Genomic DNA, 26,227 nt, shown 5'->3' on the forward strand with positions numbered 1-26,227 from the left:
ATGACCCCTGACGAGATTGGCGCGGCGTCCGCGTCCCGCGAGTACGTTGGCCTTGTCGATCCCCTGGCAGATGCCATCATCCTGGCTTGCGCCTTGCTGATCATCCTCTTAACCTGGCGCGCCTGGAACCGGCGGACTCCTATCGGCGCGGTTTCGACCACGCCCTGGCCTGGAGACAGTGCGGATTCCGGCCGCGACCAGGGCAATCCGGCCCGGGACCGGGGTCCGGTCCGATTCCGCAAGATCCGTCGCGTCGAGGACGCCGTAAAATGGGCCCGCGCCATGCTGTGGCGCGTCATTTTGCTGGTGTTTTTCGTCGGGGCGATCCTCACGGCCGGAACCTCCGGAAGCCTGCTGGCCTGGTGGTATCTGGGCGGCCCCTGATCCGGGGATGGTCCGTCCTCGCCCCGGATTTTTGAATCGATCTCCAAAATAACATTCAAATTCCTTCACGTGTTTGCTTTAATTTGTATTCATTAATGCAGGATCGCAGAAGAGCGCGTCCCCCGGCACCCGCGCCCGACGCTCGATTCGGCTTGGAAGGAGGCATTGCCGTTGAATTCGGTCATGGGCATCATACCCGCCGCCGGAACCGGCCTGCGCATGCGGTCGGTCGAGGAGAAACCGTATATCGCGATCGGCGGGAGGTCGATCCTGACCCATACCCTTGCCGTCTTCGAAGCGTGCCCGGCCGTGGAGGGCTACGTGGTGGTGGTGGAGCCGTCCCGGGTAGCGTCTTGCCGGGAGCATCTGGCCGGACCGGGCGGCGCCCATCCGAAGCTGGCCGATGTGGTCGCCGGCGGAAGCACGCGCCAGGAGTCGGTCTACCGCGGCCTGATGGCTCTTGACGAGGGCATCGGGGCCGTGTTGATTCACGACGCGGCGCGGCCCTGCGTCGAACAGGGCGCGCTTGAAGCTTCCGTCCTCGAGGGAGCCAGGCACGGCGCCGTGATATCGGCCACCCCGGCCACGGATACGATGAAGATCATTCGGGATGGCGTGGTCGAGGCGACCCCGGACCGGTCGGCGCTCTGGCGGGCGCAGACGCCGCAGACCTTCGCATACCGGATCCTGCGGGCGGCCCATGAACGGGCGCGCGAAGAAGGCTACGTGGGTACCGACGACGCCGAACTGGTGGAACGGGCCGGATACGTGGTGCGGGTGCTGGAGGGCAGTCCCGACAATATCAAGGTGACCACGGCGGAGGACCTGGAAATCGCCGAGCGCATATTGCGGCGGCAGGGGCGGATCTGACTGTGCGGCAACCGAAAATCGACGAACGAGGCTCAGGACATGGATGATATACGCGCAGGTACCGGCTACGACGTCCACGCCTTCGCGGAAGGCAGGCCCCTCGTGCTGGGCGGCGTGACCATACCCCACGAACGCGGGCTGCAGGGCCACTCGGACGCGGACGTGCTTTCGCACGCCATCGGCGACGCTATGCTGGGCGCGGCCGGGCTGGGAGACATCGGGATTCACTTCCCGGATACCGACGCCCGTTACCGCGGGATTTCCAGCCTTGTTCTGCTCCAACGGATTGTTGACGCACTGGGTGAATCCGGTTATACTATATCGAATGTGGACGCCACCGTCGTCGCGGAACGTCCGAAACTGTCGCCCTACGTGTCACAGATGCGCAGCCGGATCGGCGAAGCCCTCGGACTCCCGGACGACCGCGTGTCGATCAAGGCCACAACTTCAGAGAGACTCGGATTCACGGGACGGGAAGAAGGCATCGCGGCCCACGCCGTGGTACTGATCCGTTCCGCTGACGGCGGGTGACCTGCGTTATTTGCGTTTAAAAATGGCGGGTGACCTGCGTTTATTTAAGGACGGCGGGTGATTTGTGTTTTCGCGCGCCGCCGTGCCGCCGTAAGGTATTTCATGGGCAAGGTCATTTCGATAGCGAATCAGAAGGGCGGGGTGGGCAAGACGACGACGTCCGTCAACCTTTCCGCCTGCCTGGGGGTCGCGGAGAAGAAGACGCTGCTGGTCGACCTGGACCCGCAGTCGAACGCCACGTCGGGACTCGGCCTGCAGGACCGGACGCTGGACGTGACGATTTACGAAGTCCTGCTGGACGAGCGCGACATCGGGGAAGCCGTCCAGCAGACCGAGATCCCCGCGCTCCACGCCGTCCCGGCCCATCGGCGGCTGGTCGGCGCCGAAATCGAGCTGGTGTCGGCCATCGCCCGGGAACGGAAACTGGAAGAGGCGATCAAGCCCATACGCGACGAGTACGAGTACATCCTGATCGACTGCCCGCCCTCCCTGAGCCTGCTTACCCTGAACGCCCTCACGGCGGCCGACTCGGTGTTGATTCCCATACAGTGCGAGTATTATGCCCTCGAGGGACTCGGGCAGCTGCTCAATTCGATCCGAAAGATCCAGAAGCACCTGAACCGCAACCTGAAGATCGAAGGCATCCTCCTGACGATGTACGACAGGCGGCTCAATCTCTCGAGACAGATCGAGGTGGAAGCCAAGCAGTATTTCGCGGACAAGGTCTACCAGACCACCATCCCGAGAAACGTCCGGTTGAGCGAAGCGCCGAGTTTCGGGAGTCCGATCATCCTCTACGATATTCTCTCGTCTGGCGCGGAAAGCTATATGAATCTGGCCAGAGAGGTGATGGCCAATGGCAGCCAGGAAAGCGCTGGGACGGGGGCTGGAAGCGCTGATTCCTGACCTTCCGGACGACCAGGAAGGCCGGCAAAGCGTGCTCCAGGTGCCGATAGACCGGATTTCGGCCAATCCTTACCAACCGAGGCAGTCCTTCGACCAGGCCAGGCTCGACGAACTGGCCCGGTCCATCCTCGAAAAGGGCGTAATCCAGCCGGTCACCGTCCGCCGGAAGAACGGGCAGGAAGAATACGAACTGATCGCCGGGGAACGGAGGCTGCGGGCCGCCAGGCAAACGGGCTACCAGACCATACCGGCCATCGTCATGGCGGTTTCATCTCCCGAAGAAATGATGGAACTGTCGCTGATCGAGAACATCCAGCGGGACGACCTGAACCCGATCCACGAGGCCCGGGCGTATCTCAGGTTGCAGGAAGAATGCCACCTCACCCAGGAGGAAGTCGCCACACGGGTTGGGAAGAACAGGACGACGGTGGCCAACACGCTCCGGCTGCTGAAACTGCCGGCCGAGGTCCAGAAATGCCTCCTGGCCGACGAGATCACCATGGGCCACGCGCGGGCGCTGCTCGGTCTTGAAAACCGTACGGAACAGGCCGAGTTGTGCAAGCAGGTCGTAAAGAAGGGCCTATCGGTCCGCAAGGTGGAAGAACTGGTCAAGAAACGCTACGAGGAGAAGCGGGAAAGCGCCCCGGCGCGCAAGCCCCACGACCTCGCGGCCGCCGAGTCCATCATGCAGCGCATACTCGGCACGAAGGTGAACATCAATCGCAGGCAGCACAAGGGGAAGATCGAAATCGAGTTCTATTCCACGGACGACCTGAACCGCATCCTCGAACTGCTGAAAGTCCGACTGTGATACGCGCCTGACCCCGCACACGCCCCACGCCCGTTCAGCCCCGTTATTTTGCCGATATCCGTTGACTTTTCGGGCCGGCGGACTATATTTATGCTGTTGCGCCGAATCCGTCGAGAGGCGTAACGGAGCAAGGGAGGTACGCACGTATCCGGGGCGGTGTCGGCCATGTTCAGAATGCACTGGATGACATTGGTTTTCGTCTCCGACCGATCGGGCCGTGCGCACGAACTGCGCATGCCGCGGTTCCTGTTCGGCGCGCTCGTCGTAGTGATCGGCCTGTGCGTACTCGCGCCCGTGGCTTTCCTGGTCCTTCCGGCGGGTATAGTCGACGTTACTTTCGGTCATTCCTGGAAAGCACAGATGCAGTCGGTGGAGGACAAGTCCACGGAACTGGCCCGGCAACTGGAGGAATTGAAGGACACCGCCAGAACCATTCGCAGGCTGGCGGGCGTAGAGTCGATTGATTCGGGATACCTGGCGCGCGTGGACGATGAAACCAGCCATCGGCCGGCCTGGTCCGACCTGACCGCCCGCCGGGACGGGTTACCCTTCCTGGCGGATGACGGCCTGCCGGAGGAGGCTGCGGTCAACCTGGCCGGTCTGGCAGGTCAGGCCACCGTTGACGGCGCGGCCGCCGCGGAAAGCGAAAGCGCGGCGCTGTTCCGGTACGTGCCGTCCATATGGCCCGTGGCGGGCTGGGTGACCCGGGAGTTTCAATCCGGGGAAGACTCGATCGTCGCGAGGCATTTCGGCCTGGACGTCGCCGCCCGCGAAAGTACGCCGGTCGTGTCCACGGCCGACGGGATCGTGACGTTCGCGGACTGGGACCAGAACCTGGGCTGGCTGGTCAAGATCGATCACGGATATGATATGTCGACGCGTTACGGTCACAACGCCCGGCTGCGCGTCGACCTCGGCCAGGCGGTCCGCAGAGGGCAGATCATCGCCCTGGTCGGGAATACGGGCCGAAGTACGGCGCCGCATCTGCATTACGAGGTCTGGAAAGACGACGTTCCCGTAGATCCCCGCGGCTACCTGCCCGAGGTCATCCACTGGGACGATCTGCTGGTGAGCCTGCGAACGCAACGCTGACCCGTTCAGATCAGGCAGTCCAGGCAGACCAGGCAGTCCAGGCGGCCCATCAGGCGCAAGACGAATCCAGGAGTGCGGTATGACGATCATAGCCAAAGGCGCTGAAATGAACGGCTCGATGGACGTAGAGGGCAATGTCCGGGTAGACGGCACCGTGCACGGCGACGTGAAAGCCACCGAAGGAGTCGAGGTAGGCAAGACCGGCCGGATCGTCGGATCGTCCATAGAATCCAAGACCGCGGTCATTCATGGTTACGTGGAAAGCCACCTTATCGTTTCACAACACATTCTCCTGGGCGGCAAATCCACCCTGGTCGGCGACTTGAACACCAAGACCCTCGTCATCGAGGAAGGGGCGGTCTTCCACGGGAATTCGGCCATGATGGACGAACCCGCCGAATCGGACCGGGTGAGCCAGGCAGGCCGCGCGAACCAGACGGACCAGGCGGACCAGGCGGACCAGAAGAATCAGACGGATCAGGTGGACGGCGGAGACGACGCCGCATCCGGTTCGTCCGGTACTCGATATTCCTACGAGCGTTGACTGATGGTCTATGGCACGGGACACGCAGGGAAAATGGCAGTACATGAGGGAAGCCGGGGAGCTCGCCGTAATCGGCCTGACCCTGGTATTCGCCACCGCGATCGGGTACTTCCTGGGTCACCAGGTCGAACGGGTCTGGCCTGAGTGGAAGCCCTGGGGCGGCGTCGTCGGCGCCATGCTCGGGGTCGTGGCCGGGTTCCTGGAGATGGCGAGGACGCTGAAACGGCTGAACAGGAAGATCGAAGCGGCGGAACGGGAGAGAGATGGCGGAAAGCATTGAACATGACGGCGAACCACTAAGGCGGTTCCTGCCCCGCGTCTACCGGATCTGCGCCGTGCTGACCATCGTCGGCACCATCGCGGCGCGGGTGGCGGGCGCGGACCTGCTTGCCGTCAATTTCTTCGTCGGGTCGCTGATCGGGCTGATGATGCTCTATGTCACGGCCTGGCTGGTCCGCCGTTTCGTGACACCCGGCGAGCAGATCAAGCGGAACCGCAACAAGCTGTTCCTGCTGCTGATGGCCAAGCTGCCGCTGCTGGGGATCGTGCTCTATTTCGTGACGTCGGGGAACTGGTTCCACCCCATCGGGTTGCTGACGGGCGTGTCCCTGATTCCCTTCACACTGACCCTGTGTGGCCTCGTCCTGGTCATGAGACAGGGTTCATCGGATAATCGGGCAGGCTGGACCGCCGTGTTGAGCAAGCCGAAGCGGTCGTACCGGTAAGGAGGTTGTCCTTTGACTGGTCCGTGGTCGAGTGTCCTCTCTCTGGAGATGGCGTCCGAGGGAGGAAGCGGTGAAGCGCACTACTCGATTCTACATGGGTTATTCTACCTGCTGGGCCCGCTGGCCGACTGGATCCCCCAACCCGTCAGGCAGCCGGATCTCCTGCTGAACACCCTGCTGGTCTTCGTTATTGTCATCGTCCTCGTAACCATCGCGGTAAGATCGTTCAAGCGCATTCCCGAAGGTTCGGTCCAGACGCTATTCGAGATGGCCGTCGAGGGACTGACCGGGTTCTTCCTCAACATCGTCGGGGAGCGCGGCCGGAAGTACATACCCTTTTTCGCCTCCTTCTTCATCTACATCTGGTTCATGAACATGCTGGGCGTCATTCCCGGCATGCAGTCGCCCACCGCCGATCTGAACACCACGCTCGGATTCGCCCTGATCTCCATCGTATCGGCCCATCTCATCGGCCTGCGCGAGATCGGACTCAAGGCCTATCTCTGGCATTTCTGGGGCGAACCCAAGTGGATGGGCGTGCTCATGTGCCCGCTTCATATCGTGGGCGAGTTCGCCAAGGTCATCTCCCTGTCGATCCGCCTCTTCGGCAACGTGTTCGGAGAAGAGATGATCGTACTGGTGCTGCTGGGCCTGTCTCCGGTGTTTCTTATCGGCGCCCTCGAGGTGCCCTTCGTGCCGATGCAGGTTCCGATGTTGATGTTCGGCGTGTTTTCGGGAACGGTCCAGGCGATGATCTTCTCGGTGCTGAGCGCCGTGTACGTGGCCCAGTTCCTGGATCACGACCACGGGGAGGAAGACCACTGATTCAGAGATTTTGATATAGATGTTTGATTTTGTTGTAGTTCATTCTCCATTCCGAAAGGAGCTCGCTTCATGCTGTACTACATGGGTTTAGGACTTGGCGTGGCGCTGGCCGTTTCCGTTGCGGCCATCGGCTCGGGTGTCGGTCAGGGGATCGCCACCGGTCTCGCCTGTCAGGGCATTTCCCGTCAACCCGAATCCGCCGGCCGTATCCAGCTGGTGTTGATCATCGGCCTGGCGTTCATGGAATCGCTGGCGATCTACGGCCTGCTGGTGTTCTTCATGCTCCAGGGCCAGTTGCCGTCCTTCGAACAGGTCATGGAACTGAGCCGCCTCGCCCAGTAGCAGTCAAGCGGCTTGCGGCGCGCGCCTGACCGGGGTGTGCCGCCGGCGTTCGAAGGAGCATAGCGCGTGTTAGATATATTGCACGATCTTGGCATTGACCTGAGCACCCTGATCATCCAGATGATCGGGTTCGCCGTCCTGTTCTTCGTCCTGAGGAAGTATGTCTTCGGCATCATCGCCCAGGCCATCGAAGACAGGAAACGGGATATCCGCGACCGCATGGAGGGACTGGACGCGGACCGGGCGGAACTGGACCGTCTGCACGAGGAAGCCAGGCGGCGGCTCGAGGACATCGAGACCGAGGCCCGCGAGAAGATGCAGGCCGCGGTCGACCAGGCCAACGCGGAACGGGGCCGGATCCTCGAGCATACCCAGCAGGAAGCGGAGCGCGAGCTCGAGAAGGCGCGCAACACGATCCGGCGCGAGAAGGAATCCGCTGTAGCCGAACTGCGCGCACAGGTAGGCGATCTGGCGGTGGAAATCGCGGGCAGGATCCTGAACAGCACCCTGGACGCGACGGAACACCGGAAGGTCGTGGACGAGTTCATCGCTCAGATGCCTTCAAAGGAATAAGGGACCGATGGCCAGCAAGTCAGACATCGCATACCGCTACGCCGGGGCGTGGCTGGAAGCCGCGGCGGAAACGAACACCCTGGACACGGTGCGCGGGGAAATCACGGCTTTCGAGCAGTTGTGCCGGGACTCGCAACCCTTCGTGGACTTTATCACGGACAAAGTCATTCCTGCTGACGTAAAGCAACGCATGCTGGGTGAGATATTCGAAGGCAAGGTCCAGGACATCACCCTCAATTTCCTCTATCTGCTGGCTTCCAGGCGGCGGGCGCGCAACCTGCCGGAGATCCTGGACGCCTGCCGTACGATCCTGGACGAATGGGACGGCATCGTAAACGCGGACGTCGCGAGCGCGGTGGCGCTGACCGACGGGCAGGAAGACGACTTGAAAACCAGACTGGAAGCGCAGACAGGAAAAAGCGTTCGTATGCGGACCACGGTAGACGAAGACTTGATCGGTGGATTCGTGGTACGCGTGGGCGACCAGGTGTTCGACAGCAGCCTGGCGACCCAGCTTCAGCGGGTCCGGCAGGCGCTCGTTCGAAAATGACCTTCGATGGAGAAGACAATGGCGTTTGATGAAATAGCAATTCGTGCGGACGAGGTCTCCGAACTTCTCAAGCAACAGGTGCTCGACTTCAAGCGAGATGTCGACATCTACGAAACGGGTACCGCGCTACAGGTCGGTGACGGGATTGCCCGCGTGCAGGGCCTCTCCAACGTGATGGCGAACGAGTTGGTCGAGTTTCCCAACGACGTGGTGGGCATGGTGCTGAACCTGGAAGAGGACAACGTCGGGTGCATCCTCTTCGGGGACGACCAGTTGATCAAGGAGGGCGATCCGGTCAAGCGCACGGGGCGGATCGTCGAGTGCGCCGTGGGCGACGGCCTGCTGGGTCGCGTGGTGGATTCCCTGGGCCGGCCGATAGACGGAAAGGGACCGATCGTAGACGCGGATTCCCGCCCGATCGAGACGAAGGCCCCCGGCGTGGTGCAACGCCAACCCGTGAACGAACCCATGTATACCGGCCTGAAGGTGATCGACAGCATGTTCCCCATCGGAAGGGGGCAGCGCGAGTTGATTATCGGCGACCGGCAGACGGGCAAGACGGCCGTGGCCCTGGACGCGATCATCAACCAGAAGGGCCAGGACGTGGTCTGCATCTACGTCGCCGTCGGCCAGAAGGGATCCACGATCGCCAAGACGGTCGCGACCCTGGAGGAACACGGCGCCATGGAGTACACCACCGTGGTCGTGGCCTCGGCCAGCACGCCGGCGCCAATGCAGTTCCTGGCGCCCTACGGCGGCGCGACCATGGGCGAGCACTACCGCGACAACGGCAAGCACGCCCTCGTCATCTACGACGATCTGACCAAGCACGCGGTGGCCTACCGGCAGTTGTCGCTGAACCTGCGGCGGCCGCCGGGCCGGGAAGCCTATCCGGGGGACGTGTTCTACCTCCACTCCCGGCTCCTGGAGCGGGCGGCCAAGATGAGCGACGAATACGGATCCGGATCGCTGACCGCGCTGCCCGTCATCGAGACCCAGTTCGGCGACGTGTCGACCTATATCCCGACCAACGTGATTTCCATTACCGACGGACAGATCTTCCTGGAATCCAACCTGTTCTTCGCCGGTCAGCGGCCGGCGGTGAACGTGGGCCTGTCGGTCTCCCGCGTGGGCGGCGCCGCGCAGATCAAGGCGATGAAATCGCGCCAGGTCGCCGGATTGCTGAGAACATCGCTGGCCCGGTACCGCGAGCTGGAGGCCTTCGCCCGGTTCGGCACGTCGGGGCTGGACCAGACGACGCAGCGGGAGCTTCACCTGGGCGAGCGGCTGGTCGAGCTGCTCAAGCAGCCCCAGTACCGGCCCATGGCGGTCGAGGAGCAGATCCTGTCCCTCTACGTGGGTGTCAACGGGATGTTGAACGATCTCGAGGTGGGCGACGTGCAGCCCTTCGTGGAAGCCTTCCTCCAGCACATGGAGACGCACCATTCGGACGTGGGCCGCGAGATCCGGGAGACCAAGGAACTGAGCGAAGACATCGAGCAGCGCATCCGGGACGCCGTCGAGGAATTCAGCAAGACGTACAACGCGTAGAAAGGGCATCATGCCGTCACTCCGCGAAATCAGGCGACGCATCGCGAGTACGAAGGACATCCAGAAGATCACGCGGGCCATGCAGACGGTGGCCGGCGTCCGCCTGCGCCGGGCGCAAAGCCGGTTGTTCGCCGCCCGTCCCTACGCCCGCAAGCTGGACGGGATGATGAAGCATCTGGCGGCGCAGACGGCCGACGAGCGGCATCCGCTCATGACCCCCCGCGAGGTGAAGGCCTCCGCGCTGATCGTCGTGACGGCCGACCGCGGATTCTGCGGAGGGTTCAACTCGAATGTCGTGCGCCGCGCCCTGGAAAGCGTCCGAGAGGGTTCGCCGACACCCGCGTTGTTCTGCGTAGGACGCAAGGGTTCGGACACGCTCTCCCGCCAGCGGCTGGAGATCCTGTCCAGCCATACCAACGTGTTCCAGGCGCTGGAATACGCCCAGGCCGGCGAGATCGCCGACGAGGTGACCAGGCTTTTTAACAGCGGCACGATCGACCGGGTGGACATGCTCTACAACGAGTTCAAGTCCGCCGGGCAGCAGAGCCTCGTGACCGAGCAACTGCTCCCCGTGCCGCCCATGGCAGTGGAGGACGATCCGGGGTTCACCGGCTATGTGTACGAGCCGTCGCAGCCTATGCTCCTGAACGACCTGCTGCCGCAGCATCTCCGTTTCCAGCTCTGGCGCGTGCTGCTCGAATCCAATACGGCGGAAGAAGCCGCCCGCATGATGGCCATGGACAACGCCACGCGGAATGCGAGCGACCTGATCGACGATCTGACCCTGACGGCCAACAAGATCCGCCAGGAAACCATTACATCCGAGCTGATGGACATCGTGGGCGGCGCCGAAGCGCTGAAGTAACGCTAAGGCAGCCACCCGCTGACCGGGGAAGGGAAACCATGGAAGGAACGAATACAGGAACCGTGGCGCAGATCATCGGCGCCGTCGTTGACGTCGAATTCGGCTCGGGCGCGCTGCCGAAGATCTACAACGCCCTCGAAGTGCCCGTAGAGGGCAGCGACGCGCTGGTCCTCGAAGTCCAGCAGCACCTGGGCGACAACAAGGTGCGGTGCGTGGCCATGGACGCCACGGACGGGCTGGTCCGGGGCGTGCCGGCCGTCGACACCGGCGGACCGATCAACGTTCCCGTGGGACCCGCCGTCCTTGGCCGCATGATGAACGTCCTGGGCCGTCCCATCGACGACGGGGGCTCGGTGGAATCGGATCATCACTATCCGATCCATCGCCGCGCGCCTGAACAGGAGGACCTGACGACCTCGGCGGAGATGTTCGAGACGGGGATCAAGGTCATGGACCTCATGGAACCCTACACCCGCGGCGGGAAGACGGGGCTGCTCGGTGGCGCCGGTACGGGCAAGACGGTGCTGATCAAGGAACTGATCAACAACATCGCCCGGGAGCACGGCGGCATTTCCGTGTTCGCCGGCGTGGGCGAACGGTCTCGCGAAGGCAACGACCTCTGGCTGGAAATGGAAGAGGCGAAGGTGCTCGACAAGACCGCCCTGGTGTTCGGCCAGATGAACGAGCCGCCGGGCGTGCGCCTGCGCGTCGGCCTGTCCGGCGTGGCCATCGCCGAGTATTTCCGCGACGAGGAAGGTCGCGACGTGTTGCTGTTCATCGACAACATCTTCCGCTTCGTGCAGGCGGGATCCGAAGTATCCGCCCTCCTGGGCCGCATGCCCTCCGCCGTGGGATACCAGCCCACGCTGAGCACGGAGATGGGCGACCTGCAGGAGCGCATCACGTCCACGAAGCAGGGCGCCATCACTTCGGTGCAGGCCATCTACGTGCCCGCCGACGACTACACGGACCCGGCCATCGTAACGGCTTTTCCCCATCTCGACGCCATCACCGCCTTGTCCCGCGATCTCTTCGCCCGGGCCATCTTCCCGGCCGTGGATCCTCTCGAGTCCAACTCCCGGATCCTGGATCCCGCCGTCGTCGGAGAGCGGCACTACGGCGTCGCCCGCGGCGTCCAGCAGGTCCTGCAGCGGTACAAGGACCTCCAGGACATCATCGCCATCCTGGGCATCGACGAACTGTCGGACGACGACAAGCTGATCGTCTCCCGCGCCCGGAAGATCGAGCTGTTCATGACCCAACCCATGTTCGTCGCGGAGATCTTCACCGGCCTCGAGGGACGGTACGTCAAGGTAGAGGATACGGTCGAGGGATTCGAGAAGCTGGTCAACGGCGAGTGCGACGAACTGCCCGAGCAGGCCTTCTACATGGTGGGCACCATCGACGAAGCCTACGACAAAGCCAAGGAGCTCCAGTAGATCATGGCAGGTGAATTCCCCCTGGTCATCGTAACGCCTTCGAGCATGGCCTTCGAAGGCGAGGCGCGCAGCGTGCTCGCCCCCGGCACGGACGGATACTTCGAGGTGCTGATCGGCCACGTCCCCATGCTTACCTCGCTGCGGCCGGGTCTCCTGACCATCCGGAACGACGAGGGCCGTACGGAGTATACCGTGTCCGGCGGATTCGTCGAAGTGCTTCGGGCCCAGGTGACGGTCCTGGCCGAGACCATCGAAGAGGTCGGCGCCATCGACGTCGAAAGGGCGAAGCAGGCCGAGGAACGGGCGCGCCAGCGCCTGGGATCGGGCGAAGAAGACGTCGATGTCGACCGGGCGAGGGCTTCGCTGGACCGTGCGCTCAACCGCATCAAGGCGACCCAGCAGTAATCCTTCCGTTGCTATCGACGTTTATTCTTGGCTGGTGAAGCGGAACTTAAAGCCGTTAATATCGTTGTATAGACCATAGTCTCCCTATCAGACGAGTTTTCCTGGCCGATCCGATTCTACGTCTTCTTTCAGGAATACTCTAACACAGTTATTAGAAGGAAGCGGACCATGAAACGCTATGGATTACTGTTTACACGCTATGTCGTCATTCTGATCGTGGCGACCCTGGCGGCATGCGGGAAGGACAGTCCCACGGAGCCGGCCCGGATTTCTTCAAGCATCGTCCTCTCTTCGCATTCCGTGATTATCACCGCCATAGGACAGACGTTGCAGATCGACGCAACGGTACTGGATCAGGACGACAACGTCCTAACCGACGCGACCGTTGCCTGGTCGAGCAGTAACCCGGCCGTCGCCTCGGTCAGCAGCGGCGGTCTCGTGACGGTGGTGTCGAACGGCACCGCCCAGATCAGAGCCACATCCGGCGACGTATCCGCCGATGCGAATGTACAGGTCACGCAGGTGGCGGTCAGTGTAGCCATCGCCCCGACCTCCGCCATGCTGGCTCTATTGGGTGAGAGCGTCCAGCTCGAGGCCGAGGCGTACGACAGCGGGAACGCGCCTATCCCCGTCGCGTCCTTTACCTGGTCGAGCAGTAATCCGACCGTCGCCACGGTCAGCTCGACCGGACTCGTGACGGCTGTGTCGAACGGCACTGCGCGGATTACCGCCGAATCGGGATCCGTAACCTCGAGTATCGAAGTCGTCGTGGAGATACCTGATTAGGACCGTGAAGCTTGCGAATGAACGGACTGTAGAATCCGATCGGCAGCGGCGTCGAACTGGACCTCGTCCCGGTCGCCTGCGCGATGTGCGGGAGTTCGGAAACGAAGCCGCGGCCGGTCTTCGAGGGATACGACTACGAATTCCACACCTGCGACAACCTATTCCGGTTCGTCGCGTGCGCGGACTGCGGGCACGTGTACCTGTCGCCGAGGGTCCGGATGCGGGACATCGATCGTATCTATCCGAGGAACTACACGGTTCGCGTCACGGAAACCGAGTACCCCGCCTTCGCTCCGTTCAGGTGGCTGAAGCTCAACGTACTCGACCGGGGATGGAACCGAAAAGTGATCGCGAATCTACAGCCCGGATCCAAGGTGCTGGACATCGGCGCGGGATTCGGCGGGAACCTGACCTACCTGGCGAAACTTGCGCCTTTTCCACTCCAACTCTTCGCCAATGACCTCAAGTTCGAACCCGAAGCCCGGTCTTATCTTTCCGACCGCGGTGTGACGCTTATCGAAGGACCGATCGAGGAAGTACAGAGCGAGGAACGGTTCGATGCCATCATCTGCCAACATGCCATCGAACACGTGACCGATCCCGGACGGCTGGTCCGATGGATTTCGGACCATCTGGCGCCGGGAGGCATCTTATATCTAGAAACTCCCGATCTGAACGCGCTGTCCCGTTACATCTTCAAGAACCACTGGCAGCCCCTGAGCACTCCGCGGCACTTTCACTTGTTTTCTCGAAAGGCTCTCGCAGCCTGCGTCCGTGGAGGCGACCTGAAGATCGCGTTCCACGGCGCCATCGTCGAAGCGAGCCAATGGTCCGTAAGCCTTCGTATCAAACTGGGCATGGAACCCCACGCGCCCCGGTCGAACGGCTTGCTGTACCACATCATCAGCTACGATAACTTCCTGATCAAGTCGGTAAGCTGTATGATCGATTTGATGACCATCTTGCTGGGACTGTCCACCGTGACCCAGGCAGTGATCGCGCGGAAACCGGCGGCAACGGAATGACGGACGCGAGGCGTCGATTTCCTGTAACCGCGTGCCGCCGAACCGCGTGCCGCGGAACCGCGTCGTCCGGCGCCTAGTTCCGCAGGAACGCCAGCGCTTCGACCGCCCGCCGGAACCCGTCCTTCAACACCGGTTCGTCACCTTCGACGAGCAGCAGTCGCACGCCCTCTTCCACCTGGCGACGGACGTTCTCCTCGTCATCCATGGAACCGAGCAGCGGATGGCCCACGGGCTTTCCCGTTCGCTGACCGGCTTCCCGCACGCGGCGGAGCGCGTCTAAGTATTTCGGATGGTCGAACCGAAAGGGGATGCCGAGGGAGATGCATAGGTCCACCGGACCCACTATACAGCCGTCCACCCCTTCCACGTCCATGATGTCGTCGATGTTTCCGACTGATTCGGCCGACTCGATGATCGGCACGTACATCACCATGTCGTCGATTTCAGCGGTATATTGCTCCTCGAACAGTCCGTAGCCCGCAGCGCGGTGAGGACCCCATCCCCTCGTGCCGCGCGGCGGATAGCGGCAGGCATCGGCGCCTAGTTTCGCCGCCTCCGGCGTGTTCACGAAGGGGACGACGATGCCCATGGCGCCCATGTCGAGGTACAGCTTGATCAGGTCCGGATCGGTGCGGGTGATCCGGACGATCGGCGTGGCCGGCGTGCAGCCCGCCGCCTGGATCTGGGCCTGCACGGTCACCGGCGTCTGCGGCGCGTGCTCCGTGTCGATCAGGACCCAGTCGAAGCCGGCCAGGCCGGCCAGTTCCGCGATGGCAGGAGATCCGAATCGGAGTTGTATGCCGAAGGCGGGTTTCCCGTCGTCCAGCAGATTCTTGAGGCGGCTGTTCATCATGAGTCGTCGTTGACCATGTTCTGATAATAACCTAGCTCGAGAAGGCGGTCCAGCCAGCGCCTCCGCTTCGGACTGAGATCTGGATTCGTGAGCCAGAACGGGTCGACCGGGGGGTCGTTCGGTCGGTTGTACTTGGCGGTGGCCTTGCTGTTGTTCGCCCCCTGATCCCTGGTGGTTTCGATCTCTTCAGGTGTTCCAGGGTTGTTATAGTACACGCAGGTACACATGCGCCGGTCGCTGGAGCCTCCGTAGCTGGCGTGCCATAATCTCAGGTCGAAGCCCACCACGTCGCCCGGTTCCGAATCACAGACGTAGCAGGGCACCTCCTTTTGACGGTCGAATTCGGAAATGAACCGTCTCAGCTCGCCGTGTAAGGGGTTGTGGTGCGATCCCGGTATGACGCGCAACGCCCCGGTTTCCGGTCCGACGGGTTGCAGGTAGAAGGCGAACTTGATGCCGTACTGGTGGATGCTGTGGGTATCCGGATGCCATCCCGTGTTGCCCACGTACCGGTTCGCGTCGGTGGCGATGCCCAGCGCATCCTCGCCGTAGAGCTGCTCGGCGATACTGCAAAGCCGCTCATCCTCCAGCAGGCTCGCGAAAAAGGGCGTGGAATTTCCCATCATCGTGACCCAGTGGCGGACCGTACCGTCGAAGGGCAGGTGGCGGTAGGCCGTTTCCAGGCCGTGGTCGAACTCCTGGTTGATCACGTCCAGTTCATCCGGCGTGAAGACCTGGCGCAGGACGACGAAACCGAAGGTCTTGTAGTGTCGATACTGTTGTTCGGTCAACATGACGCGGCTCCTTCATTCTCCAGGTTGCGGCTTCCGATATGCGATCTCCGATACGAGGCTTTCTATAAACGGCGCAGTATGCGCTGCAGGCGCAGCCACCAGACGATCCAGACCGCTTCGTTGATCACGCCTTGGGAAAGTTTCGAGGTACCTGAACGCCGGTCTACGAAGATGATGGGGATTTCACACACGCGGTATCCCTTACGCCAGCATCGGAAATTCATCTCGATCTGGAAGGCGTATCCGTCGGACCGGACACGGTCCAGGTCGATGTGCTCAAGCACTTCGCGCCGGAAGCACTTGAAACCCGACGTGGTGTCCCGGATCGTCATGCCCGTGACCACGCGGGTATAGATGTTGGCGAAATAGCTGAGCAATAGCCGGGACATGGGCCAGTTCACCACGTTGATGCCGCTGATGTACCGGGATCCGATCACGACGTCACAGGACGCGATCTCTTCGATGAACTTAGGGATCATGGCGGGATCGTGGGAAAAGTCCGCATCCATCTCGAAAACGCAGTCCACGTCCTGCTGGATGGCGTACATGAATCCTGCCACGTAGGCCGAACCCAAACCCAATTTCTCGGGCCGATGCAGGACGGTGATCCGTTCGTTCTCCGCGGCCAGTTCATCGGCCAGTTTTCCCGTCCCGTCCGGCGAGTTGTCATCCACCACGAGCACCCGGATGTCCGGGTCCAGCGCCATCAATTCGGGCAGAAGCCGCCGGATGTTCTCAAGTTCGTTGTAGGTGGGGACGATGATAAGGGATTTCATGGTTTCCCGCCGCTTCGGTCGGTTTCAGGCCCGATTCATGCCCGGTTTTTCAGGCGTTTTCTGATGCGCATGGCACCCGCGGCGATCAAACCGGCCAGCACCAGCGCACTGGCGATCCGGCTCACCAGGTGGCCCGCTGTGAAACTCGTCGGTTCGAACGTCATGACCACATCATGGCGCCCCTCCGGGACGGCCACGGAGCGAAGCACGTAGTTGGTCTTATGTATCTCGGCAGGGAGACCGTCCATCGTAGCCCGCCACCCGGCTGGATAGTAGATCTCGCTCAGTACAAGTAAACAAGGCGCGGCCGCATCCACTGCCATCTCGATGCGGTGCGGTGTGTGGAGCGTGATTTCCACAGACGAGTCGTTCAGTGGACCGAGCCGCTCTCCGACGGGTTTTTCCAGGATCGCGTATTCGCCGGGACGGAACCCGGGATCTCTCATGGCTTCGAAGATGGCGTCCTTCTCGGCGATGACGCGCACGCTGTCCACCAGGAAGGCCCTCGGCAGGGCGGCAACGTTACGGTAGAGGTAACCGCCTTCGGACTCGACCACGGGGGTAAGCCCATCGGCCTGAATAGGTTGCGCGGTAACCAGGTACCGGGTATTCAACATGTTCAGCACAGGGAAGGAATTGAATCCCACCTGGTCCATGAGTTCCTGGTAGACGCCAAGTTTCGCCGCGTGGTAACCTCCGATAGTGGAGATGCCGAAGTAACCGTACTCATTCGAAGAGAATTCGGAGAGCGGCAGGATGCGAAAGGGGCCGGGATCGTCTTTCAGCGCCTTCACGACTTCGGTTTCCCGTGCGGCATAGTAGGCTTCGATCCGCGCGGGATCATCCTCAGGGTTCACGACCCGAGAGGCTACGAGCAAAAGATCGACGACGACCAGGGCGCCCAACCCCGCGGCCAACAGCCTGGGACTCGTTTTGCGGGTGGCATAGATCAATGCGGACACCGCGCAAAGCAACAGCACCATGATCCACAGGTCGCCCATGAGCCGATAGAAACGCATGGCATTGACTCCGGCATGGTAATCGGCGTTGTTCACCATGGCGCTGCGTGCCCCGTGCGCCGCGTCGGCCTCTGTGTAGACGCCCGTCATGAAGGACTGGAAGGAGGATTCGAACACGGTCAGCGCCAGGACGAGCAGCAATACCCCGCCGGCAACGACGCACAGCCTTTTCGCGAAACTCCCAAGCGTGTCTTTGCCTGCCCGCATACGCTCGACCAGCGCATGCAGTCCGTAACCGGCGAGGAGCGCTACGGCGAACTGCGACAGGACCAGGATCATGACCGGTGCGCGGAACTTGCCGAAGAAGGGTACGAAGTGGAGCATGACGTAGGATACGGGCGGCAGGTGCCGTCCGAAGGATACCAGGAGGGCCAGGACCGCGGCGATGACCAGGAACAGGGTCATGCGCGATCTGTTCAGCACGATGCCCGCCACGGCCAGGACCACGACGACGATGCCCAGGTAGTTCGGGAAATCGGTAAACGGCATGTCGCCCCAATACAGGGGGCCGCCGAAACCGGCAAAGGAAGGAATGATGAAGGTCAGGATTTCAAACGGTGGGAACGACCAGCTCGTGGCGAAGGGCACGTTTACGTCGCTGCCCCCCACGGAAAGGCCGCGGGCGGAGAGCTGCGCGTATTCCTGCATGGGAAGGACCAGCACGGCCGCGACGGCAATGGCCAGCACGACGCCGCCGGCAAACAGTGCGGATTTCCTGATTATGCGGCCCGCGGACGTTCTGTCTCGTAGGTCGTTCACGACCGCGTAGACGGCATACAGGCCGATCAACATGGCCGTGTAGAAGGCAATCTGCGGATGGAAGGAACTCAGCTGAGAGCCCAGGGCCGCACCGAGCAACAACATGTCGAAGGGTCGTCCGCGGTCAAAGACGCGGTACGCGGCCAGGAAGACCAGGGGGACGTGCATGAAGCAGATGAAACGGTTGGCATGTTCCGTGGCCATCATGTGGGTGGAAAACACGAAGGCCGTTGCCGCGATGAAAGATGCCGGCCTGGAGAGCGATAAAGCGCGCGCCAGAAAAAACATGGACACGGCGCCCAGGAGCAGGTGGAAGAAGAAACGGCCGTGCAGCGCGCTGACCAGCACGTCAGGCAGGACGGCGTTGACCAGGGCTTCGAAACTGTACTGCAGATGGTGATACGTGCCGCTGGCCTGGAAGGGCATGCCGCCGAAGATGTGGGGGTACCAGAGCGGCGTTTCGTCGAATTCTCTTTCGAAATCCTGTGCGAAACGATCGAAAGGGATGGCCTGGCCGATGAAATCGGGCCGGATGTCCATCTTGCCCTCGATGATGTAGCCGCGGTAGACGAAGACGGCAAGCACCGCGATGATCAGGCAGAACAGGAGATTCCCGATATAAGGTTGGTACTTTCGGGATGTTAAGTTGACTGACCGACCGGTGGTCACGCTCGTTCTGCGCTTGCCTGGCGTTGACGCAGTGGTTTTTTGTTTCGCCATCACGATGCTCTATCGGTGGTACAGGTGGTTACGTTTGGTTACGAACATAATGATACGGCACAGCAAAGTCTATTATGTGGTTACTTCTTATTTGCTTTAATGGACGCGTGGAGTATGCGGTCGTGTCCTTTACAATCACAAACATCATACTGTTGTAGGACATAACGTTACTAAAAAAAGTATCTAAGTGGATTAGAAACTCCATTGAACGTTTACCAAACAGCACTCGTAACAAAGGCAGTGAGCGGTTGTATAGATTCCACAATGGTATAGGACGCTTATAGGTACGCGGCATTGCTTCTACAAGTAAACCCAAAGGCTTTAAAAACGGGTTGTTCATTTTCGTTCGGGTGATCTTAAACCCGCGAGACTCAAGGTAATCAAGTGAACTCAAGCTAAATGATCGTAGATGGGCATGTGGTTGGGTGCGATGTTTCTCTACATGTTTTTGGGACTCATGAGGGAGCGTAATGATAACCGCTTTTCTACTTACACGAACCAATTGCTCCACGGCCGTTTCGAATTCCTGAACATGTTCCAGCACTTCACTACACAATACGATGTCAAAAGAATCTGTCTCAAACGGCAGGTCCTGAACATCTATGGCTTGAGTATCTACATTGTATATCTCATCCGCTCGATTGCATGCTTCTTGGGATAAATCACAACTTTTTACGTCTGTGTTGAAAAGATGCCGTACCATCGCGCCTTTATAGCCTTCCGCACCGCCCAGATCAACGAGGCTTTCGAAACTAAAGTGGGATAACGCATTCATAATGTGATAAGTGATAATATAGCGGTGCAGCAGGCTCTTTTCACAATGCCCCATGCGGAAACCATAGATTGGCTGATGGGCAAAATAGACACCCTGACTATCAGTCTGCCTGAATCTAACGTCGAGCCATTCCCGGGTTTTCTGTGTGTAATCGTTCATAAAGCAGGTTTTCATCCTTCAGTTGACCGGGATTTTGAATCCTTCATGTATTCCACGATGAAGAGATCGTAGATGGGACCATTTCAGATGTACGAGCAGGGAAAAGGCCGGTCGAAGATAGCGATACAGAAAAAGGTAGGGCAGGAACGCGAACAGAAAAGGCAGAAGCGGCACGTTTTTCCTCGCGAAGAGAATCCGGCTTCGTACCATGTGATGCACGTAGAAAGGGCTGTTCAAACCGGCCGTTTGCGATCCCTTGTGGTGGACGACGGCCCTGGGTTCCAACAGCAGCCAATAACCGGCTTCCCGCGCCTTCAATCCCCAGTCGAAGTCATCGAAATAGCAAAAATAGTCCTCGTCCATCAGTCCGACTTTCTCCAGGACGGTCCGCTTGACGAGGAGCGCCGTTCCCGTAACATAGGGCATTTCGCCGGGATGATCGTACTGGCCTTGGTCTTTTTCGCCATGTCCGATCAGGAATCCCTGTGCCAGCCACGGGATGGCGCGGGTACCGGCGCTGTCGAGCACGTTGTCCTTTCCGTACTGGTATATCTTCGGACCCACCATGCCGACATCGCCGGAGCGTTCCGCCGATGCGACAAGTAACGAAAGCGCGTCGGGCTCCACGACTGTGTCGTTGTTCAGCAGGTACACGTAATCGGTGTTCGTCGAAAGGGCATGGCGCATGCCCTGGTTGCTGCCGCGGACGAATCCCCTGTTTTCGGCGTTACGGATCTGCTTCACAGGCAGGTGCTCACGTCCCCACCGCTCGATGGCCTCTGGTGAGCCGTCGGTCGAACCATTATCCACGACCACGATCGAATAGGAAGGGTAATTCATTCGCGCCAGCGATTCCAGACACTCCAGCGTGTCCGCTACCCGGTTCCAGTTGAGTATGACGATCGTTACGTGGGGATCGGTAGGATTCATATTTAAAGTTCAGTCCGTCGGTCTAAGAGGAACGCCCATTTTCCTCGCCAGGTCCCGAACGAACGCCTTCTCCGGCTTCTCCAACAAGGAAAACGCGTACCAGAGGTAGGCGACGGCGCCCAGGATGGCCAGGGCGGCACCCAGGATGACCAGGACGGCGCTCACCTCGATCCGGTCGAAAGTCCAACGCGCCGCGCCGAAGAAGACGGCCGATAGGACGATGAGGATGACATACGGCTTCCAGGGGAGGAGCGCGCTTACGGGTTGCTTCAGCAGCCGGGCGTAGCGGGCCAGGTAGTATATCCATCCCGCGGCGGTCCCGCACAGGGTGGCGAGAGCCGCGCCCCACAGGCCGAAGACCTCGATGAATACCAGGTTGCCCGCGACGTTGACGATCAGCATGGCGGTCGCGGCCTGGACGATGATCGCGTTCCGGTTGAGGGCCCGGGCGAGGACGTCCGGGCTGTTGAAGCGGAGCAGGAGGAGCAGTGCGTAGATGCCCAGGACCCGGTGCCCCTCGAAGTAGGCGTCCGGGAGGATGAGCCGGTACAGCACGTCGGAGAAGAGAAAGACGAAGATCCCCGCGGGGACGATGGCGATCATGCCGTACTTGGAGCACTTGCGCCACAGGGCCGCCATGGACGGATGATCGCCGTTTTCGGCGTATCCCACGTAGGTGGAAAAGAGCACCGAACCGAACACGCTCATCAGAATGCCGGCGATGGGCAGTTCGATGGCCGACACGCTGTAGATGGCGAAGCTGGATGCGCCCAGGAAGGCGCTGATCATGATCTTGTCCAGGCTCCCGTTGATGAAGGGGATGAATCCCGCGACGCCCAGTCCGAAGGCGTAGCGGTACTGGGCCCGGGTCTCGATGCCGCGCAGCCGGAAGGAAAGCAGCTTCCTGTTGAGCAGGACGAGCCCGTAGAGCAGGGACTGGATCCCTTCCAGGACGACGATCAGCAGGATGAGTGGGTAGATGGCCGCGATCAGGCCCGAGAACAGCGCACCGGCGATGGCCAGGATGCGCAGGAGGTACTGGAACACCCGCAGGACGCTGGCGGCGGCCGTGTGACCGCTTCCTACCAGGGCGTTGTGGGCGGTCATGTTGACGAACAGGAACAGCGCGATCAGGAGATAGGCGCCGATCTCCCGGAGATAGGGACCCAGTTCCGTGTGGATGAGCACGTAGGGGTCGAGCACGCCTTCGAAGAGCAGGAGGAGGACCAGGAAGATCAGCGCGCAGCTGGCCAGGGTGTTCCCCACGTACCTGCGGGCTTCCGGGGCGTATTTGCCCGATATGAAGAAGAAGACGCTCTCGATCAGTCCGGTGGCGAACAGGTAGGCGAATCCGGCCGCCAGGATGCCATAGCGGTAGGGCGCCAGGTATTCCGGGTCGAAGAAATGGGCGATAACGATCGACTGGAATACCTGCAGCACGCTCGCGATGAGCAGCGCGGCATAGAGTATGACGGCGGCGCTTCGTTTTGACATGGGCCCGTCAGGCGGTGGGCCTGCACCGGCGGGTAGGCTCAGACCCCGTCCCTCAGCATCTCCGCGACCGCGGTAACGGCGCGGTCCGCCTCATCGAGGGTATTGTAAATATGGGGGGAAAGGCGGACGTTGGGTCCCATGCCCGCACCGGCGATATGGTACGTATTGTAGAGCTTGTCGAAGACTTTGCGCGGATCGAGTTCGCCCGGCTTGAAGATGACTACGCCGGCGGAAAGGGCGGGGTCCATGGACGTGGAAAGCTCGATGCCCGGCAGGCCGGATATCCCTTCCTTGATGGCCGTGGCCACCTGGCGCATGCGGGCCTCCACGCGGGCGGGCCCGATCTTCTCGTGAAATTCGACGCCCCGTCCCGTGGCCGTCAGCGCCGCGTCGTCCCGCTGCCCTAGGACCTCGTACTTGCGGGCGCTCTCCTCCACTTCGTCCCGCCAGCCCGCGCTCACGATGCTGGGCCAGACGGCGTCCTGGCTGTCCTTGCGGACGTAGAGCACACCGACCTCCTTCGGACCCATGAACCACTTGTGGGCGCTGCCCGTGTAGGCGTCGCAGCCCATATCGGCGAGATCGATCTTCAGGGCGCCGAAGCTCTGGGCGCCGTCCACGACGGAAAACACGCCGCGGGCCCGCGCCGCCGCGCACAGCCTCTTGGCCGGCATGGTAAGCCCGGTGGTGTTGGAGACGTGCGTGAAGGACATGACTTTCGTCGCCGGGGTGTAGGCCCGCTCGAAGGCATCGATGATCTCGTCTTCACTCTGAGGCACCACCGGGACCGACACGTAGTTGATCTTGAAGCCGAAGCGCCTGGCCTTGACCTGCCACGCCTGGTTGTTCGAGGGATGGTTCAGGTCGGACAGCAGCACCTCGTCGCCCGCCCCGAGGTGATAGCCGGTGCTGATGACGTTGTTGGCCTCGCTCGTGTTCCGTACTAGCGCGATCTCGTCAGGGTGGGCGCCCAGAAGGCGCGCCATCTTCTCGCGCGTCTCCTCTCTGATCTGCCGGTACTTCATGCGGTTGTGGAACGACGCGTCGTAATCCAGGTCGCGGGTGTACTTGAAGACTGATTCCATTACCGGATAGGGCGATGGGCAGAGGTTCGCGGCGTTCATCAGCGCCAGGTCGTCCCGTAGGAGGAACTGGCTCCGGACCGCGTGCCAGTACCGCTCGTCGCCGGGGTCGGTGCCGGAGATCGCCGTCTCCAGGTCCTGGGGCGCGTCAATCTTCGGCGATGCGGAGGCGGAAGTGCCGTAAACCAGGGCGCCGCCCGCGGCGATCCCCCCGGCCAGCCGTTTCATGAACGATCGGCGGGACACCTGCCACGCCGATTCCGGTATGCTCTCTATTTCATAGTCGTTCTGGATCATCCTAAACCTCCGGATGTGGGGTATTGGTCCAGGCTAGAAGTCGATCGCGAGTCCGAAATGGGCCGTAATGAGATCGGTGGTCGACTTGGTGATGTTGAGTTCGGCCGAACCCGCCCTGCGGACGATATCTCCCCGCTTCAGGTAGTCGGCTTCGGAACCGTCATGGTAGCGCATCCTGAGTTCCAGTGAAACGGACCGAAGGGTGCGGTTCCGCGGCGTCCGGTCTTCGCCGCCGCTCCATACTTCGATCAGGACTCCGCCGCCTACGCCCTTGGTAAAGGCGAAGTCATCGAGGTTCGTGGAACTGGCGATATCCTCGCCGCTGAACCGGGGAAGATCCTCGATCGTCGTGCTGGTAAAAAGATAGTGGAAACCCACGACGCCTTCTACGTAGAAACGTAGCGGAGCGGGATAGGTCTGCAGACGGAGAAAGGCGTTCATCGAAAAGATGTTGTTCTCGGTAACCACGCCGACAAGGACATCGGGGATCGTCAGGCTGAATTGCTCGGTGCGCCGCTCGTGGCCGTAGATCATATAGCCCAGGTCCAGGCCGATCACGGCGGGCGTACGGGGAATCATGTAGCCCACGTATCCCGATATGCCGATACCCGGGTTCTTGACGTTTTCACCGAACTCGCCCGTCGGGAATCCGCCGAGGATGCCGAATCCGGTGATGACGATGGGAGGCACGTCCACGACCTCCGCGTCCTGCGCGTTGGCCGGGGCCGTCCGCGCCAGGACGACCAGGACGGCCATGACGGTCAGGGCTGCCATGTACGCGGGGTACGTTGCGCGCCGGTAAATTCGACGGCCGATGCGGTTTGATATGCGGCTGGATATGCGGCTGGATATACATTGCATAAGGTAAGTCCGTGTCGAAGGTTTTGGTTTGCGTGCGGTTGTTCGCGCTATTCCGATCGGTCGTCGCGGAACGACCGAGCCAATCACGGGTTCAGGACGGTAGTTCCCCGACTTTCGCGAACACGGCGGACCAGCGCAAACGGTGGCTGTCCTCGATATAGTCGGGAATGAACCCCAGTCCGAGATAGGTCTTGACGGCCGGCACACGGAAATCGTCCGTACCCAGAAATGCGGTCGCGTAGCCACGCTCCCGCATGTAATGGAGCACGGCCAGGGTAACGAGTCGGCCCAGTCCCCTTCCGCGGTGGGCCGGTTTCGCGCATACCATGTGAACCTGCGCGGCGCTTATCCCCTCGGGCTGGACGTCATAGGCGCAGGCCGTGGCCACGGCTACCCCCGATCGTGTTGCGAAGAAACACCCGTCCGCCATGAACGGTTCCGTTTCCGTCAGCTCTTTGCGGCACTTCTCCGCCGTCCAGTCCGTCCCGATGCCCGTGTTCATGATCTCGGACCAGGCGGCTTCGTCGCCGGGCCGGTAGGTCCTCAGCGCATACCCGTCCGGCACGCTGATTTCCGGCAGGTCTTCCAGGACGGGGCGCATCATCCGGAGTTGCTGTTCAGGCATGGACGCCCCGCCTTCTACACGTCACACCCGACACTCCGCAGGTGCGCCACCGAATCCGCCACGCGCCGGCAGGTCTCGTCTTCGTTGAGCGATTCCCCTTCCACGCCTTCGATTTCCATGGTGAACGGTCCGTGGAACCCGTGGGCGTTCAGCCGGTCGAAAACCTTCTTGAAATCGACGATGCCCTCGCCGAATGTAGGAAAGCACCAGGTCTTGTATTGGCCGTCGGTATCCTTGAGATGCATGCTGCCGATGTAGTCGATGACCTTTTCCATTTCGTCGACGTGGTCCACGTCCCGGTTGTAGTAGTGTATGTTGGCCGTGTCGTAGTTCACGCGGACGTTGGGATGGTCTACGCCGCGCATGGTCTCCATGGCTACGGCCGCGTTGGTGATCAGGTCGGGATGGGTTTCCATGCCGATGGTGATCCCGTATTCGGCCGCTTTGGCCCCCGCCCGGTGCAAACGTTCGTAAGCCACGCCCTTGTCCAGTTCCCCGGCCTGTACGCTGACAAAAAGCAGTCCGGCGCCCAGGGCCGCGGCGGCGTCCAGGTGTGGGGTCAGCCGCGCGTCCACGTCGTCGTACTGGACCTCCACCGGGCACTGCAGGCTGCTGGCCGAAAGGCCGTGATCTTCGAGCCTGGACTTGACCCCGGCGACCTGGTCCGGCGCGGGTGCGTCGATTTCAACGTGATGAACGCCGATCGTGGGCAGATGGGCATAGGCGGATTCGCTGAACTTTCCGTAGCTTGCCGTTCGGCACGCAAGCAGATTGGCGGGCATAGAGATCCTTCTTTCGGATTGATCCTTACTCATGGGAAACGGAGCGGACAGGTACCGGAATGAATACTGTTCGAAAT

General features: G+C 61.3%; 30 protein-coding genes. 19 read left to right on the forward strand and 11 right to left on the reverse strand.

Annotated features, from left to right (window positions below; genetic code table 11):
• The 19 genes from F4X08_12855 (at position 1) to F4X08_12945 (ending at position 14,224) form a co-directional block, all read left to right on the forward strand.
• Entirely contained in the window at positions 1-384 is a 384-nt protein-coding gene (locus F4X08_12855; GenBank protein MYD26690.1) for a hypothetical protein, read from the forward strand.
• A 171-nt stretch (positions 385-555) separates the two neighbouring features.
• Positions 556-1,254 carry a 2-C-methyl-D-erythritol 4-phosphate cytidylyltransferase gene (gene ispD / locus F4X08_12860; GenBank protein ID MYD26691.1) on the forward strand — a complete coding sequence of 233 codons (699 nt, stop codon included), beginning with the start codon at positions 556-558 and terminating at the stop codon, positions 1,252-1,254.
• A gap of 39 nt (positions 1,255-1,293) precedes the next feature.
• The gene (locus tag F4X08_12865) at positions 1,294-1,785 is read left to right on the forward strand and encodes a 2-C-methyl-D-erythritol 2,4-cyclodiphosphate synthase (GenBank protein MYD26692.1); all 492 of its coding nucleotides are present in this window, start codon (positions 1,294-1,296) and stop codon (positions 1,783-1,785) included.
• Between the two features lie 102 nt (positions 1,786-1,887).
• The gene (locus F4X08_12870; GenBank protein ID MYD26693.1) at positions 1,888-2,691 is read left to right on the forward strand and encodes a ParA family protein; all 804 of its coding nucleotides are present in this window, start codon (positions 1,888-1,890) and stop codon (positions 2,689-2,691) included.
• The gene (locus F4X08_12875; protein MYD26694.1) at positions 2,642-3,502 is read left to right on the forward strand and encodes a ParB/RepB/Spo0J family partition protein; all 861 of its coding nucleotides are present in this window, start codon (positions 2,642-2,644) and stop codon (positions 3,500-3,502) included. The genes F4X08_12870 and F4X08_12875 overlap by 50 nt, the downstream gene beginning before the upstream one ends.
• Positions 3,503-3,667: 165 nt before the next feature.
• Positions 3,668-4,594, forward strand: coding sequence for a M23 family metallopeptidase (locus tag F4X08_12880; GenBank protein MYD26695.1), 927 nt, complete (start codon positions 3,668-3,670; stop codon positions 4,592-4,594).
• Positions 4,595-4,673: 79 nt separating this feature from the next.
• A complete protein-coding gene (locus F4X08_12885; GenBank protein MYD26696.1) occupies positions 4,674-5,138 on the forward strand; it encodes a hypothetical protein in 465 nt (154 codons plus the stop codon).
• Between the two features lie 10 nt (positions 5,139-5,148).
• Positions 5,149-5,418 (forward strand): AtpZ/AtpI family protein, encoded by a 270-nt coding sequence (locus F4X08_12890; protein MYD26697.1) that lies wholly within the window; start codon positions 5,149-5,151, stop codon positions 5,416-5,418.
• The gene (locus tag F4X08_12895; protein ID MYD26698.1) at positions 5,402-5,863 is read left to right on the forward strand and encodes a hypothetical protein; all 462 of its coding nucleotides are present in this window, start codon (positions 5,402-5,404) and stop codon (positions 5,861-5,863) included. Before F4X08_12890 ends, F4X08_12895 begins: the two co-directional genes overlap by 17 nt.
• A gap of 12 nt (positions 5,864-5,875) precedes the next feature.
• Positions 5,876-6,688 carry a F0F1 ATP synthase subunit A gene (atpB, locus tag F4X08_12900; GenBank protein ID MYD26699.1) on the forward strand — a complete coding sequence of 271 codons (813 nt, stop codon included), beginning with the start codon at positions 5,876-5,878 and terminating at the stop codon, positions 6,686-6,688.
• A gap of 81 nt (positions 6,689-6,769) precedes the next feature.
• A complete protein-coding gene (locus F4X08_12905) occupies positions 6,770-7,030 on the forward strand; it encodes an ATP synthase F0 subunit C (GenBank protein ID MYD26700.1) in 261 nt (86 codons plus the stop codon).
• A gap of 66 nt (positions 7,031-7,096) precedes the next feature.
• The gene (gene atpF, locus F4X08_12910; protein MYD26701.1) at positions 7,097-7,603 is read left to right on the forward strand and encodes a F0F1 ATP synthase subunit B; all 507 of its coding nucleotides are present in this window, start codon (positions 7,097-7,099) and stop codon (positions 7,601-7,603) included.
• Between the two features lie 7 nt (positions 7,604-7,610).
• Complete coding sequence (gene atpH / locus F4X08_12915) at positions 7,611-8,153, forward strand: ATP synthase F1 subunit delta (GenBank protein MYD26702.1); 543 nt, start codon at positions 7,611-7,613, stop codon at positions 8,151-8,153.
• Positions 8,154-8,186: 33 nt separating this feature from the next.
• Positions 8,187-9,704, forward strand: coding sequence for a F0F1 ATP synthase subunit alpha (locus F4X08_12920; protein ID MYD26703.1), 1,518 nt, complete (start codon positions 8,187-8,189; stop codon positions 9,702-9,704).
• Between the two features lie 10 nt (positions 9,705-9,714).
• Entirely contained in the window at positions 9,715-10,569 is an 855-nt protein-coding gene (gene atpG / locus F4X08_12925) for an ATP synthase F1 subunit gamma (GenBank protein ID MYD26704.1), read from the forward strand.
• 38 nt (positions 10,570-10,607) lie between these two features.
• Entirely contained in the window at positions 10,608-12,008 is a 1,401-nt protein-coding gene (gene atpD / locus F4X08_12930) for a F0F1 ATP synthase subunit beta (GenBank protein ID MYD26705.1), read from the forward strand.
• Between the two features lie 3 nt (positions 12,009-12,011).
• Entirely contained in the window at positions 12,012-12,413 is a 402-nt protein-coding gene (gene atpC / locus F4X08_12935) for an ATP synthase F1 subunit epsilon (protein ID MYD26706.1), read from the forward strand.
• Positions 12,414-12,581: 168 nt separating this feature from the next.
• Positions 12,582-13,199, forward strand: coding sequence for a hypothetical protein (locus F4X08_12940; GenBank protein MYD26707.1), 618 nt, complete (start codon positions 12,582-12,584; stop codon positions 13,197-13,199).
• Positions 13,200-13,282: 83 nt separating this feature from the next.
• Entirely contained in the window at positions 13,283-14,224 is a 942-nt protein-coding gene (locus tag F4X08_12945; protein MYD26708.1) for a class I SAM-dependent methyltransferase, read from the forward strand.
• A 73-nt stretch (positions 14,225-14,297) separates the two neighbouring features.
• On the opposite strand, the gene F4X08_12950 is transcribed toward F4X08_12945, so the two are convergent.
• The 11 genes from F4X08_12950 to F4X08_13000 all read right to left on the reverse strand — a co-directional run bounded on the left by F4X08_12950 (position 14,298) and on the right by F4X08_13000 (position 26,183).
• The gene (locus F4X08_12950; GenBank protein ID MYD26709.1) at positions 14,298-15,077 is read right to left on the reverse strand and encodes a hypothetical protein; all 780 of its coding nucleotides are present in this window, start codon (positions 15,075-15,077) and stop codon (positions 14,298-14,300) included.
• Positions 15,074-15,871 carry a phytanoyl-CoA dioxygenase family protein gene (locus tag F4X08_12955; GenBank protein ID MYD26710.1) on the reverse strand — a complete coding sequence of 266 codons (798 nt, stop codon included), beginning with the start codon at positions 15,869-15,871 and terminating at the stop codon, positions 15,074-15,076. Before F4X08_12955 ends, F4X08_12950 begins: the two co-directional genes overlap by 4 nt.
• A 62-nt stretch (positions 15,872-15,933) precedes the next feature.
• Positions 15,934-16,647, reverse strand: coding sequence for a polyprenol monophosphomannose synthase (locus F4X08_12960; protein MYD26711.1), 714 nt, complete (start codon positions 16,645-16,647; stop codon positions 15,934-15,936).
• Between the two features lie 35 nt (positions 16,648-16,682).
• Complete coding sequence (locus F4X08_12965; protein ID MYD26712.1) at positions 16,683-19,145, reverse strand: YfhO family protein; 2,463 nt, start codon at positions 19,143-19,145, stop codon at positions 16,683-16,685.
• 28 nt (positions 19,146-19,173) lie between these two features.
• Entirely contained in the window at positions 19,174-20,094 is a 921-nt protein-coding gene (locus tag F4X08_12970) for a class I SAM-dependent methyltransferase (protein ID MYD26713.1), read from the reverse strand.
• A 3-nt stretch (positions 20,095-20,097) separates the two neighbouring features.
• Positions 20,098-21,009, reverse strand: coding sequence for a glycosyltransferase family 2 protein (locus F4X08_12975; GenBank protein MYD26714.1), 912 nt, complete (start codon positions 21,007-21,009; stop codon positions 20,098-20,100).
• 9 nt (positions 21,010-21,018) lie between these two features.
• Positions 21,019-22,503, reverse strand: coding sequence for a polysaccharide biosynthesis protein (locus tag F4X08_12980; GenBank protein MYD26715.1), 1,485 nt, complete (start codon positions 22,501-22,503; stop codon positions 21,019-21,021).
• A 38-nt stretch (positions 22,504-22,541) separates the two neighbouring features.
• Entirely contained in the window at positions 22,542-23,882 is a 1,341-nt protein-coding gene (locus tag F4X08_12985; protein MYD26716.1) for an aminotransferase class V-fold PLP-dependent enzyme, read from the reverse strand.
• 33 nt (positions 23,883-23,915) lie between these two features.
• The gene (locus F4X08_12990; protein ID MYD26717.1) at positions 23,916-24,656 is read right to left on the reverse strand and encodes a hypothetical protein; all 741 of its coding nucleotides are present in this window, start codon (positions 24,654-24,656) and stop codon (positions 23,916-23,918) included.
• A 178-nt stretch (positions 24,657-24,834) separates the two neighbouring features.
• Entirely contained in the window at positions 24,835-25,368 is a 534-nt protein-coding gene (locus F4X08_12995; protein ID MYD26718.1) for a GNAT family N-acetyltransferase, read from the reverse strand.
• 14 nt (positions 25,369-25,382) lie between these two features.
• Positions 25,383-26,183 carry a sugar phosphate isomerase/epimerase gene (locus tag F4X08_13000; protein ID MYD26719.1) on the reverse strand — a complete coding sequence of 267 codons (801 nt, stop codon included), beginning with the start codon at positions 26,181-26,183 and terminating at the stop codon, positions 25,383-25,385.
• Between the last annotated feature and the right edge of the window lie 44 nt (positions 26,184-26,227).

This window comes from Gemmatimonadota bacterium (genome assembly GCA_009841265.1).
In the GTDB taxonomy this organism is placed as follows: Bacteria; JAAXHH01; JAAXHH01; order JAAXHH01; family JAAXHH01; genus JAAXHH01.